At 69.4% G+C, this 13,896-nt stretch carries 5 protein-coding genes; 4 read left to right on the forward strand and 1 reads right to left on the reverse strand.

What is annotated here, in order from left to right:
• Positions 1-446: 446 nt before the first annotated feature.
• From ACFU8W_RS50320 to ACFU8W_RS50330, 3 genes are all read left to right on the forward strand, one after another.
• Positions 447-1,562 (forward strand): S8 family peptidase, encoded by a 1,116-nt coding sequence (locus ACFU8W_RS50320; RefSeq protein WP_384052558.1) that lies wholly within the window; start codon positions 447-449, stop codon positions 1,560-1,562.
• Positions 1,563-1,667: 105 nt separating this feature from the next.
• Positions 1,668-2,645 carry an ABC transporter ATP-binding protein gene (locus ACFU8W_RS50325; protein ID WP_384052562.1) on the forward strand — a complete coding sequence of 326 codons (978 nt, stop codon included), beginning with the start codon at positions 1,668-1,670 and terminating at the stop codon, positions 2,643-2,645.
• Complete coding sequence (locus tag ACFU8W_RS50330; protein ID WP_384052559.1) at positions 2,626-3,363, forward strand: ABC transporter permease; 738 nt, start codon at positions 2,626-2,628, stop codon at positions 3,361-3,363. Before ACFU8W_RS50325 ends, ACFU8W_RS50330 begins: the two co-directional genes overlap by 20 nt.
• Positions 3,364-3,711: 348 nt before the next feature.
• Here ACFU8W_RS50330 and ACFU8W_RS50335 read toward each other — a convergent pair whose 3' ends face one another.
• Entirely contained in the window at positions 3,712-4,896 is a 1,185-nt protein-coding gene (locus ACFU8W_RS50335) for a M23 family metallopeptidase (protein ID WP_384052560.1), read from the reverse strand.
• 748 nt (positions 4,897-5,644) lie between these two features.
• On the opposite strand from ACFU8W_RS50335, the gene ACFU8W_RS50340 reads away from it, so the two are divergent.
• Positions 5,645-13,896: amino acid adenylation domain-containing protein (locus ACFU8W_RS50340; protein WP_384052561.1), on the forward strand; the 8,252-nt coding region annotated here is incomplete at its 3' end.

A 13,896-nucleotide genomic window follows, 5' to 3' on the forward strand; every position in this document is an offset into this window, starting at 1 on the left:
ACATGCTCGGCCGAAGGCCGCCCTCGTGTAAGGCGGTTGCCAGTCCGAGTGATCAAGTACGAGGAGCCGTTCGACCTCCGAGGTTAAAGATCAAGTTAGCCGCCGCACGCGCCGCGCGACAACCAGGGATTCACCTGAGGGCTGTGCTCAGCGGGACAGCCCTCAGGGCTGTCCGGTCGTCATGCCGCTCCCGAAAAACTGGGAATTCTTATAGCGCTTGAGCGATGAGCAGCCGAATAGCCGACATCACTGGGACCGTGGGGACAGCCGCTCACCGGCGTCGGGTCGCGGGGGGCTTGTTCCGCCTGCCTTCACCGGGGCAGCGTGGGCACTGTCGTGCAAACGGAATGAGACGTTCAGTGCGAGGAGAAGAAGTGACATCAGCCTGGTCGCCCGGTCGCCGCGCAAAGTGCGTCAGCGTTGTCGCTGCGGGTGTATTTCTGTGCATGGGAACCGTGGTCGCCCCGGGATACGCCAAGGACGCGGGCACCGTCGTGAATGCCGGAAGTGAAAATGCCGTGAACGGCAGTTATCTGGTGCTGTTCGAAGAGGGGGCGCGCCAGGACGTCGTCGCGGAATACGGCCTGCGGGTGCGGGAGAGATACGACAGCGCGCTGCACGGGGTGCTGGTCGAGGGGAGCGCAGCGCAGGCCGGGCGACTGGCGGCCGACCCGGCGGTGAAACGGGTGGAGCAGAACACCCTGGTGGGGCGGCCTGCCCGGCCGAGGTTGACGCAGTCGGCCCCGTCGTCCTGCGGGCTCGACCGGATCGACCAGCGCTCGCTTCCGCTCGACGGTTCCTACGCCTACCCGCCGCGTGCGGCGAACGGCGTGGATGTCTATGTGATCGACACCGGCATCGACTACAGCCATCCCGATCTCCGCCCGCGCGCCCGGCCCGGTTTCGACGCCTTCGGCGGAGACGGCAGCGACGAGCACGGCAACGGCACCTACATGGCCGGAATCATCGGCGGCACCGAACACGGAGCGGCCAAGAAGGCCACGCTGATCTCGGTGAAGGTGCTCGATGCCCAGGGCGGCGGCACCCTCGCCGGGGTGGTGGCCGGCATCGACTGGGTCACCGAGCACGCCAAGGGACCCTCGGTGGCCAATTTCGTCATCGGCGCCCCCGCCAGCGAGGTGCTCGACGAAGCGGTGCGCAACTCGATAGCCGCCGGTGTCACGTACGCGTTGTCGGCGGGCGCCAGCTTCGACGACGTCGCCAACTCCTCCCCGGCGCGGGTGGCCGAGGCCATCACCGTGGGATCCTCGGACTGCGCCGACCGGGTCGCCTCGTTCAGCAACTACGGTGCGGGGCTGGACCTTTATGCCCCGGGCGTGGACATCACCTCCACCTGGCCCGGCGGGGGGACGTTCACTGACTCCGGTACCTCGGTCTCCGCGGCGCATGCCTCCGGCACGGTCGCGCTCTATCTCGGCGAACACCCCAAGGCCACCCCGGCCGCGGTGGGCAGGGCCCTGGACCGTGCGGCAGTGGTGGGGGCGCTCACCGGAGTGCCGACCGGCTCCACGCCCAACAAGCTCCTGCAACTGGCGTATTGACGCCGGTGTCACGGAAGCCTCCTCGTCGGCCGTTCCGGCGCGTGCCGAGCGAGGTGGACACCGTCGGCGATCCGGGAAAACCCGCATCTCGTCTCGATTCACATGGTGGAAGATTTGTTGATCATCGAAGACCTCGTGAAGTGCTACCGGGGCGGTACACGCGCCAACGACGGCGTCAGCCTGCAGGTCGAGGCAGGGGAGGTCGTCGGCCTCCTCGGGCACAACGGAGCCGGCAAGACCACCCTGATCAACCAGGTGGCCGGGCTCGCGGTACCGACGTCCGGCACCATCCGGGTCGACGGGTGCGACCCCGTCGCGGAGCCCGCCAGAGTCCGTCGGATGGTTGCGGTGATGCCTCAGGCCCACGCGCCGCTGGCCGGAGTGACGCCTCGGCAGGCCATCAGGACCATGGCCCGCATCCGCGGGATGAACAAGCACGACAGCCGTGCGCGCACCGACGAGCTGATCGATGCGCTGGACCTCGGAGCATGGGCCGACACGACAGGAGAACGGCTCTCCGGAGGCGTCCGGAGGCTGACGGCGTACGGCATGGCCGCGTCGTCGCCCGGACGTGTCGTGATGCTCGACGAACCCACCAACGATGTGGACCCGGTCCGCCGGAGGCTGCTGTGGGAGCAGATCCGCGAACTGGCCGACCGGGGCTGTGCCGTTCTCCTCGTCACCCACAACGTGGCAGAGGCGGAGCGGAGCGTGGACCGGATCGTCGTAATGGGTTCCGGCAAGGTGCTGGCGGAGGGCACGGCCGCACAGCTCCGCTCCCGGACGGTCGGTGAGTTCAGACTGGAACTGACGGCGGCGAGCGCCGACGGCATCCCGCCTCTCCCCGGCCACATCCCCGCCGCCGGCCCACCGCTGCGTGCCGTCCGGCGGCTGGCGATTCCCCTCGACTCCCAAGCGGCGTCGGCGGCGCTCGCCTGGGGCCAGCAACTCCGCGCAGCGGGGATCGTCGACGAGTTCGCTCTCGTGCCGGTCGGCCTGGAGGACGTGTATCTGCAACTCGCCGGCGGCGAGACCGCACCTGACGCGGAGAAGGGAGAGCACGGTGAGTCACTGGCTGCGTAGTTACGGACTGCTGCTGGGATGGACCGCGCTGCGCAGCCGCGCGACGCTCCCTCTCAATCTCATCATCCAGACCTTCCTGGCGGTCGGCATCATCGTCGGATTCGCCTATCTCGTGCCCGAGATGGACGACGCCACGGCCCTCTACCTCGCGACGGGCGCCCCGGTGCTGGGACTCATCACCGTCGGCATGGTGATCGGCCCGCAGGAAGTCGCCTCCTCGAAGCAGGAGGGCATCTTCGACTTCAACCGGTCGCTTCCCGTTCCCCGAAGTGCCCTCATCGCGTCGGACGCCACGGTTGCCCTGCTCACCGCGCTGCCCGGCATGGTGGCCGCCCTTGTGGTCGCCGGTCTGCGGTTCGACCTCACCCTCCACATCAGCCCGCTGGTCCTTCCCGCGGTCCTCCTGACCGCGTTCACCGCCATCGGTCTGGGCTACGGGATCGGATACGGACTGGCGCCCGCGGCCGCCCGCATGATGTCCCAGCTGGTCGTGTTCGTGGCGCTGATGTTCTCACCGATCACCTTCCCGGCGTCCCGGCTGCCCGACTGGTTCGAGTCCGTGCACACGGTGCTGCCGTTCCAGTACATGGCCGAGGCGGTCCGGGACACACTCAACAGGCCACCGGAGGGCGTCGCAGTGCTCCCCTTCGCCGTCCTGGCGGTGTGGTCCCTCATCGGGTTCCTCATCACCTACCGGATGACCGCCCGGCGGCCCTGAGCCGCGACCGCGGACAGCGACGCTCCTGGCCGGGCCCACTCGAGCCCGGAGCGTCGCCCCGCGGATCCCGTGCTCAGCCCCGGGCTCCAGGGCGACACTCCCCTCGGACGGACATCCGCGCGCATTCGGCCCGTGCGGGATGACCGCCAGAACGGCGGCCACCCGCACCCCGGTCACGTCATGACCCGCAGGATCTTCATCGTGGCCTGCGACACCACCGGCGAACGGGGAGGGCACCCGGCTGTCGGCCCGGCCCGGCAGCCGCAGTGGATTCACTGCGACCAGCGCTTTCCTTCCGGCACGCCGCGCCCGGCAACCGGGGCCGGCCGATGGACGAGCGGGACCGGGTCAGTCCCGGGCCGGGGCGGGAAGCGCTTCCACGACCGCCTCTTCGTCCGGCACAGCCAACTCCCTGACCCGGGAATCCCCACCTGGGCCGCCCGGCCATTCACGGAAGCGCCGGAACAGCATCGGCATGCCTCGCGCGACCGAGAGGTCGGAGCTGTCCATGACCTGCATGTGCACATGGGGCTGGGTCGAGTTGCCGGAGTTGCCGCAGCTCGCGAGGTGCTGGCCGGCCACCACCCGCTGTCCGGCGGACACCTGGACGGAGCCTGACTTGAGGTGCACCAGGGCGACGTAGGGGCCGTGCTCCGACAGCGAAATGATCACATGGTTCCCCGCGATGGCGTTCGCCCCGCGGCGTACCCGTGCGGCCTGGCCCAGCATGTACGGCACCAGGGCGAGCTGCGACCGGCGTGCCTCGTGGTCGGGCTCGCCGTCGTGGGCCGCGATCACGGTGCCGGCGGCGGGAGCCAGGACCGGCCGGCCGAAACTGTGGAAGAGCTCGGGCGGTTCGGTGGCGAAGAAGGTCCGCCAGCTGCGGTGGTCGGCCGTGCGGTGGCGCTCGTCCACGCCGATGAAGTCAATGGCGTGACTGCTGCCGAACAGCTCGGTCCCATGACTCGGAATCCGCCGGGCCGGGCTGTTCCTGGCACGCCACAGCCCGGTGAAGGGCAGCGAGAGCTCGACACCCCGCGCCCCCGGACGTTGTGCGCCCGAGTCTCCGCCCGCCCCGGCGGCGACGCCTGCCGAGGCGAAGGCGGCGGCGCCGATCGCGACGGTGCGCGCGAAAAAGAGCCGCCGGGAGGGGTCCTTCCCGCCAAGGACGTCGGGTCCTTCCGGTGACGGTGTGGCGGCCCGCCGGGCAAAGCCCAGGCGGAGCAGGAGGCGGACGAGTTCGCCCAGGAGCAGCGCGAGGGTGAGGTACATCAGCAGCGGCAGCCAGACCTCACCCGCGGGGGTGAGGACGCGTGCGATCTCGAACGGCGGCTCGGCGGGCCCGGCGAACAGCAGGACCGCTGTGGTCGCCGAGAGCAGCCACACCAGCCCCGTGCCGGCACGCCGCCACGGGGAGCCCTCGTGGGAGACGTCTTTGACGAGGCGCCGGAACAGGTACCGGTGGACGGCCGTCAGAGCCAAGAGGATCAAGGCGGCGTTCAGGAGGAGAAGAGCAGTGCCGGTCCATGACATGTGTCGAACCTAGCCGCCGGGCGCGTCTCCGCTTCGCACTCTTCCAAAGAATGGTCGATTTCCTAGTCCTGCGTCCGCCGCCCCCGACCGTCCGCCGGACCAAAAGGTGACGGCCCGGGGAGTATTTCTGCGCCGGCATCCCCACTGACCTGCGACAAGCAGCTCCGTGAATCGCCGACGGGACCAAGAATGCGGTTTCGATCACGAGGTGGCGGCGCGCATCCGGTCGGTTGACAGGCGCTGTGGGCTGCATGAGCATACCGATCGATGTCGAAGGTTCGGATGAGCGCAGCCCCGCCGAGGGGCCGCACATGCGAGATCCCATTCGTTGTGAGTCGTACACGCACTGTTCGCGTCCGGGGGACTTGAAAATGGGAAGACGGGCCAGACTCGGAACCGTGCACACACGCCCTGCGGGCCGTCCCGGCGTCCTGACCTCGTCCGGTACGTGTGACCTGCGTTTTGTCGCCGAAGCAGCCCCTGGGAGACCGAGGAGCCCAGGCACTCGCACGGCCGGCCCCGTGGTCGGCGCCGCCGCCGGGGCGCCTTTCACGCACCGACCGGCACCGGAATTCCCTGGTTCTTCTGCACGTCACTGACGAGATATTCACGGGTCCCCTTTCGGGTCCGTAAAGATCGACCGATCCAGCGCGCCCGCATGGCTTCGGGGCGGTCCATGGTGACCGTATTCCCGCTCGGCCGGAGCGAAAGTGCGCATCATCGCTCATGACTTCAGAGGATTGCGGCCTTGAGTACTTTTCGCGACCCAGCCGAATATTTCTCTGCCCTCTCCGGAGACCGGCGGGCCGAGATTTCCTACCCGTTGTCACCCACGCAGCAGGGCATCCTCTTCCAGGCCCGCCACGGGGAAGGGACCGGCCTGTACCACACGCAGGTCGAGTTCGAGGTCGCTCAGGATCTCGACATCGACGCGTTCCGCCTGAGCTGGGCGCGGGTCACGGAGCGGCACGCGGCGCTGAGAACCGGCTTCCGTGATCGTCCGGGTGGCGAACCGGTGCAGACGGTCCGTGAGAGCGTGGACGTTCCCCTTGTCCACGAGGACTGGCGTTCCCTGGACGAGGAGCAGCGGTCCGACCGGCTGGCGGCGCGGCTGCGGCAGGACCGCGAGCACGGCTTCTCACTGGACGAGGCCCCGTTGTGGCGGCTCCATGTCGCCCACCTGGCGGACGCGCGGTACCGGGTTCTGTGGAGCCTCCACTACCTCCTGATGGACTCGCGGAGCCAGACGAGGATTCTCCGCGAAGCGGAGCAGGTGTACGAGGCGCTGACCTCCCGTCAGCCCCTCGAAGAACCGCCGGTGGTGCCGTTCCAGGAGTACGTGGAGTGGTGGGGACGTCAGGACGCCGGCCGGTCCGAGGCATTCTGGCGTGACGAGCTGCGGTCGGTGTCGCCCGTCAGCCCGCTTCCCTTCCAACTCAGGCCCCTTGCAGGCGAGGACGCCGCCGCACAGGCGCCGCCCGCCGTGTACGAACAGGTGGCGCTGGTCCTGGACGAACGGGAGACGGCCGCCCTGCGCGCCGCCGGAGCGCGGTGGGACCTGACGCTTCCCACGATCGTACGGGGTGCCTGGGCCTTCCTCCTGAGCCGTTACCGGGGCGCCGACGAGGTGGTCATGGGCGTCACCACCCCCGGCCGGTCCGCCGACCTGCCGGGTGTCGAGGACATGGTCGGGCCGCTCATCAACACGCTTCCCCTGCGGGTCGAGGTTCCGGCCCCGGCAGGCTGGGCGGAGTGGATGCAGGGCCTGCAGCGGAAGTACGCGGAGATCCTGGAGCACGAGTACAGCCCCCTGAGGCTGGTCCAGCAGTGGAGCGGGGTCGGCTCGGGCGAATCGCTCTTCGACAGCGTCCTGATGGTCGAGGACCAGGAGACAGGAACCGGGACCGGCTCCTTCCGGGTGGTCCGGGAGGAGAGCCACGCGGCCTACCCGCTGAGCGTCGTGGCGACCCTCGGGGAGCGCCTCACGCTCACCGTCCACTACGACACCGGGCGCTTCGCGCCGCGGACCGTCGAACGCACGGCGGGACACCTCCGGCAGATCCTCGCCGAGCTGGTGCGCAAGCCGCACGCCTGCCTGGGGGAGCTGGCCCTCCTCACCCCGGCCGAGCACTCCCGGCTGGTCCATGAGTGGAACGACACGGACACGCCGTACGCACAGGACGTCTGCATTCACCAGCTGTTCGAGAGGCGGGCCGAGGAGGCCCCCGGGGCCCTGGCCCTGCTCTTCCGGGACGAGCGCTGGACCTATCGCGAGGTCAACGAGCGGGCCAATCAGGTGGCGCACCGGCTGAGAGGCCTCGGGATCGGACGCGGCGACCAGGTCGTGATCCTGATGGAGCGCTCCGCGGAGATGATTCCCGCCCTGCTGGGGATCCTCAAGGCCGGCGCAACGTACGTCCCCCTCGACGTCAACGCTCCCGTCAAGCGGTGGCACTGGATCATCGACTCGCTGAAGGTCACCTGCGTCCTGACCCAGCGCGCCCTGGTGCCGCGCGTCATGTCCGCCGACCCGTTGCCGGACCTCGCGCACATCGTGTGCCTGGACCCGGCGGACGACGAACCGCCCGTGCCCGCCCACTGCCCGTACACCGTTCACCCGTCGGCCGGACTCACGGACCTGCCCCGCGAGAACCTTCCGCCGCAGGGCACTGCGTCGGACATCGCCTACGTCATCTTCACCTCCGGCTCCACCGGAACGCCCAAGGGCGTCGCGGTCGCGCACTTCCCGGCGGTGAACCTGATCGAATGGGTCAACACCACCTTCTCCGTGGGCCCGGACGACCGCATCCTCTTCATCACCTCACTCACCTTCGACCTGTCCGTCTACGACGTCTTCGGCGTGCTCGCCGCCGGCGGGTCGATCCGAGTGGCCACGGGCGAGGACATCCAGGAGCCGGCGAACCTGCTGGGCCACCTCGCCGACGAGCCCATCACCTTCTGGGACTCGGCGCCCGCCGCCCTGATGCAGCTCGCGCCCTTCCTGCCCACCGACGGCGAGGGCGCCAACGAGATCGTCTCCCGGTCCCTGCGCCTGATCTTCATGAGCGGAGACTGGATACCGGTCCACTCGCCGGACCTGATGAAGGCGGCCTTCCCGGAGGTCAAGGTCGTCGGCCTCGGCGGGGCGACCGAGGCGACCGTCTGGTCGAACTTCTTCCCCGTCGACGTGGTGGACCCCGCCTGGTCGAGCATTCCGTACGGAAAGCCCATTCAGAACGCACGCTATTACGTCCTGGACGAGAGCCTGCGCCCCTGTCCGGTGGACGTGCCGGGCGACCTCTACATAGGCGGCATCTGTCTCAGCTCCGGTTATGCGGACGAGCCGCAGCTGACGGCCGGCAAATACGTTCCGTCGCCTTTCGGCGCCACCCCCGGAGAGCGCATCTACCAGACCGGTGACATGGCACGGTGGCGTGAGGACGGGAACCTGGAGTTCCTCGGGCGCACCGACTCCCAGGTCAAGATCCGGGGCTACCGCATCGAGCTCGGTGAGATCGACAGCACGCTGGGCGAGCACCCCGTCGTCCAGGACGCGGCGACCGTCGTCCGGGAGGACGCGTCCGGCGACCGTTCCCTGGTGTCGTACGTCGTCCTCCACCCGCAGCGCGCCCGTTCCGCCGTCCAGGACGACGAGGACTCGCTGGTGGGCCGGCGCATCGACCGCTGGCGCGAGGTGTACGACGCGTTCGACCCGGACGCGGCGAAGGAGTCGGAGGACGGAAACGACTTCTCGGGCTGGAACAGCAGCTACACAGGCGGCCCCATCCCCCGGGAGGAGATGCTGGCCTGGCAGGACGACACGGTCGCGCTGATCCACGGCTACGGTCCCGGCACGATCCTGGAGATCGGCTGCGGGACCGGCCTGCTGCTCTTCCCGCTCGCCGCAGGATGCCGCCGCTACTACGGAACCGACTTCTCCTCGTCCGCCCTGGACGCCGTCCGCGGGCGTCTCGGCTCCCGGCCGGAACTCCGGGAGACCGTCGTCCTGCACCGGCGGGAGGCCGACGCCCTCGACGACCTGGAGCTCGAACCGGTCGATACGGTCGTCGTCAACTCGGTCGTCCAGTACTTCCCCGACGTCCACTACCTGCTCCGCGTCCTTGACCAAGCGCTGTCCCGGGTCGTCGACGGTGGCCGGATCATCGTCGGAGACGTCCGGAGCCTGCCGCTGCTCGAGGCGTTCCACGCCGACGTCGAGCTGCACCACGCGCCCGAGTCCCTGACCCGTCAGCAGCTCTGGCAGCGCGTCCAGCGCCGTGTGCAGCTGGAGGAGGAACTGACCCTCGACCCGGCGTTCTTCCGCGACTGGGCCGCCGCCACCGGTCGCGTCTCCCGCGTCGAGATCCGGCCCAAGGGTGGCCGCAGCCTCAACGAGATGTCGAAGTTCCGCTACCAGGCAGTGCTCCATGTGGGATCCGCCCGCGACCGGGCCGACCGGACGGCGCCGACCGCCGTCCCCGAACTCGACTGGACGGCGGAACGCCTCACCCCCGCGAAGCTGCGCGAGACACTGGCCGGCGACCGGCCCGACCGGCTCCGGCTGCGCGACGTCCCGAACGCCCGCGTCGAGGAGGCGGCACGGACGCTCCGCTGGCTGAAGAGCGGAACCGGACCCGAGACCGCCGAGGCGTGGCGCGGACAGGACCGGCCGCGGCGAGGCATCGACCCGGAGGACGTCAGGGAACTCGCCGAGGAGGCCGGCTACCGGACCGCCGTCGACTGGAGCCGGCACGGCGCGGACGGCGCCTACTCCGTGCTGTTGACCCGCGCAGGAGTGGAACAGGCCCCGGACGAGGAGGAGTTCGTCGTCCCGTCCGAGCCCGGGCCGGGAACGAGCGGCTGGTCGGACTACGCCAACCAGCCGCTCAAGGCGGAGATCGAGCACCTGGTGATGCCCCGGCTCCACGCCCACCTGGCCGAGCGACTCCCCGGCTACATGGTGCCGTCCGGCCTCGTCGCCCTCGACGCCCTGCCCGTCACCCCCAGCGGCAAGCTCGACCGACGGGCGCTGCTGCTCCCGCCGGCTCCCGCCGCCGGGCCGAGCTCCGTGCCCGCCCGGAACACCACCGAGGCCCTGCTCGTCCCCATCTGGGAGCAGACCCTGTCCCGTTCGCCGATCGGCGTCCTCGACGACTTCTTCGAGCTGGGCGGGCACTCGCTGCTCGCCGTGCAACTGGTGGCCCGGATCCGGCAGGTGTTCTCGCTGGAGGTGCCGGTCCGCCTCTTCTTCGACCTGCCGACGATCGCCGAGGTCGCGCGCGAGTTGCGGCGCCGGCAGGAGGAGCGGCAGCCCTCGCCGCCGCGTCCCCTCGTCCCCGCTCCCCGAGGCGGCCCGCTGCCGACCGGATCCGACCAGCAGCGGCTCTGGTTCATCGACCGGCTGAGCCCCGGAACCACCTCCTACACCGTCAACTGGCTCGTCCCCCTTCCGGCTTCCCTCGGGACACCGGTGCTCCGGGACGCCCTGGACGAGATGATCCGCCGTCACGAGACCCTGCGCACCACCCTCACGGAGCAGGACGGCCAGGTCTGGCAGATCGTCGCGGACAAGCGGCAGATCGAGTTGGAGGAGACCGATCTCTCAGGGCTTCCCGGGGAGCAGACCGAGCAGCGGGCGCGGGACGAGATCCGCCGGTGGTGGGACCAGCCCTTCGACCTCGTCGAAGGCCCCTTGCTGCGGGCCCGGCTCGTCAGGCTGCCGGAGGCGGAGCAGGTCCTCGCGTTCAGCGCCCATCACACCGTGTTCGACGGCTATTCGATCGGTCTCTTCGGCCAGGAGTTCCTCCAGATCTGCCGGGCCCTCGCCGAGGGCGAGCCCTCCCCGCTGCCCGCTCCTCAGGTGCAGTACGCCGACTACGCCGTGTGGCAGCAGAGCCGGCTGGAGGAGGAGGACAGGCTCGCCTTCCAGCTCGACTACTGGAAGGAGCAGCTCTCCGGCGCTCCGGAACTGCTCACCCTGCCGACCGACTTCCCGCGTCCTGACGCGCAGAGCTTCACGGGCGACTTCCTGCGCCGGCAGCTGTCACCCGAGCTGACCCAGCAGGTCGTCGAGGTGAGCCGTGAGCACCAGGTGACGAACTACATCACCATGCTCAGCGCCTACGCGCTCCTGCTGGCCCGGTACAGCGGTCAGGACGACGTCGTCATCGGCGTGCCGATCGCGGACCGGAACCGCGTCGAGCTGGAGTCCATGATCGGGTTCCTGGTCAACACGGCCGCCGTCCGGGTGGACCTGCGCGACGACCCGAGCTTCGAGAACGTCCTGCTCCAGGTCCGCAGGCAGCTCTTCGACGCCCAGGCCCATCAGGAGGTGCCGTTCGAGCGGCTCGTCGAGGCGCTCCGGCCGGCGCGCAGCCTTGCGTACAACCCGGTCTTCCAGGTGATGTTCGCCGACGAGAGCCTGCCGTTCCTGGACCACGACTCGGCCTTGGTGCAGCCGAAACCGTGGATGTACGACCTGATGGCCGAGGGAATGAGCGTCGGCGTCGCCCGCTTCGACCTCACCCTGATGATCCAGGCCGATCCCGAGGGCATGCACGTCGGATTCGAGTACAGCACCGATCTGTTCCGGGAACGGACGGTCGCGCGTATGGCCGACCACTTCGAGGTGTTCCTGCGGGCCGCGCTGGCCGACCCCGGGCAGCGGGTGCGGCGCCTACCGATGGTCGATGAGGAGGAGCTCGGGCAGATCGTCGAGCAGGGGACCGGGCCCCGCAACGAGCGCGCTCTCCGGCCGGCTTCGCTGCAGACGCTGTTCGAGGAGCAGGCGCGCCGCTGTCCCGACCGGGTCGCCGTCACGTTCGGTGACACGGAGCTGCGCTACGCCGACCTGGACCGGTGGTCGAACCGGCTTGCGCGTCTGCTGCGGGATCGTGGTGTCGGGCGGGAGAGTCTGGTCGGTCTGTGTGTGCCGCGTTCGGTGGAGATGGTGGTCGGTCTGCTGGCGGTGCTGAAGGCGGGCGGGGCGTATGTGCCGCTGGATCCGGCGTATCCGCGGGAGCGTCTGGCGTACATGGCCGAGGACGCGGGGCTGCGGGTGGTGCTGGCCGAGCGGTCGGCGGCCGGGGTGCTGCCCGAGTCCGATGCGCTGGTTCTGACCGTCGAGGACGTCTGGCCGGAGCTGGACCGGTGGCCCGACACGCCCCTGGAATCGGGCGTGACTGGCGACGACCTGGCGTACGTGATGTACACGTCCGGCTCGACCGGCCACCCGAAGGGCGTGGCCGTGACCCATGCCGATGTGACGGCGCTGGCGCTGGACAGCCGGTTCGCACGGGGGCACGAGTGCGTGCTCATGCACTCGCCGCAGGCGTTCGACGCGTCGACCTACGAGCTGTGGGCACCGCTGCTCTCCGGCGGCCGGGCGGTGGCCGTGCCGCAGGGGGTGGCCCTGACCTCGGAGTCACTGCGTGATCTGGTGGCGGCCCACCAGATCACCGCGGTGTTCATGACGACGGTGCTGTTCCATCTGTTCGCTCAGGACGACCCCGGTTGCCTGGCCGGTCTGCGCGAGGTGTGGACCGGCGGCGAACCGGTCGGGGCGGACGCGGTCCGGCGGGTGCGCGCAGCCTGCCCCGACCTGGTGGTGGTGGACGTCTACGGGCCCACGGAGACGACGACCTTCGCCACCTGCTTCCGGATGGAGCCGCAGGACCAGGTGCCTGTCGAGCTGCCGATCGGCCGACCGCTCGACAACACCCGGGTGTTCGTGCTGGACAACTCCCTTCAGCCGGTCCCGGTGGGTGTCGCCGGTGAGCTGTGCATCGGTGGCGTGGGTCTGGCGCGCGGCTATCTGGGGCGTCCCGAGCTGACCGCCGAGGCGTTCGTCGCCGATCCGTTCGGCTCAGGAGGCCGGCTCTACCGGACCGGTGACCTGGTGCGTCGTCTCAGCGACGGCGACATCCAGGTGCTCGGGCGGGTCGATGATCAGGTGAAGGTTCGTGGTTTTCGTATTGAGTTGGGTGAGGTCGAGGTCGCGCTGGTGGGGCATCCGTTGGTGCGTGGTGCTGCGGTGTTGGTGCAGGGGGAGGCGGCGTCGAGGCGGTTGGTGGCGTATGTCGTCTCGGACGGTCCGGTGGATTCGGGGGAGTTGCGGGCGTTTTTGGGTGAGCGGTTGCCGGGTCACATGGTGCCTGGGGTGTTCGTTCCGTTGGAGGTTCTGCCGTTGAGTCCGAACGGCAAGGTGGATCGTGGGGCGTTGGCTGCGTTGCCGTGGATGGATCATGCGGTGGACGGGCGGGATTTTGTGGCGCCGCGGTCGGAGGTGGAGGAGCGGCTGGCGGGGATCTGGGAGTCGGTGCTGGGGACGGGCCGGCCGGTGGGGGTGCACGACGATTTCTTTTCGCTGGGTGGGGACTCGATTCTGAGTCTGCAGGTGATTTTCCGGGCGAAGCAGTGTGGGTTGTTCTTCACGGTGAAGCAGTTGTTCGAGTTCCAGACGATTGCTGAGCTGGCTTTGGTGGTGGAGTGGCAGGATGCTGCGCCGGTGCGGGCGGAGCAGGGTCCGGTGACGGGCGTTGTGGAGTTGACGCCTGTTCAGCGGTGGTTTTTCGAGCAGGAGTTCGTGGCTGCTCAGCATGTGAATCAGTCGGTGTTGACGGAGGTGGAGTCGGGTCTTTCGTCGGGTCAGTGGGAGCGGGTGGTGGGGTGTCTGCTGGAGCAGCATGACGGTCTGCGGACTCGTTTTGTGCGGGAGGGGGATGGGTGGCGGGCGGAGGTTGCCGGGGTGCCGGAGGCGGTGCCGTGGCAGGTGCACGATCTGTCGTCGTGTCCGTCGGGTGAGTGGGAGGAGCGGCTGCGGGAGATTGCGGGGCGGGTGCAGGCGGGTTTGAGTCTGTCGGATGGCCCGTTGTTCCGTGCTGTGTTGTTCACGGGTGTGCCGGGTCGGGCGGACCGGTTGTTGTTGGTGGCGCACCATCTGGTGGTTGATGTGGTGTCGTGGCGGATTCTTCTGGAGGATCTGCAGGTTCTGGTGGGGCT

It is taken from the genome of Streptomyces sp. NPDC057565, from assembly GCF_042801455.1.
GTDB classification, from domain to species: domain Bacteria; phylum Actinomycetota; class Actinomycetes; order Streptomycetales; family Streptomycetaceae; genus Streptomyces; species Streptomyces yanii.

Coding starts and splice junctions, on each gene's coding strand:
- ACFU8W_RS50320 (WP_384052558.1), top strand. CDS start 447: ATGGGAACCGTGGTCGCCCCGGGATACGCCAAGGACGCGGGCACCGTC.
- ACFU8W_RS50335 (WP_384052560.1), bottom strand. CDS start 4,896: ATGTCATGGACCGGCACTGCTCTTCTCCTCCTGAACGCCGCCTTGATC.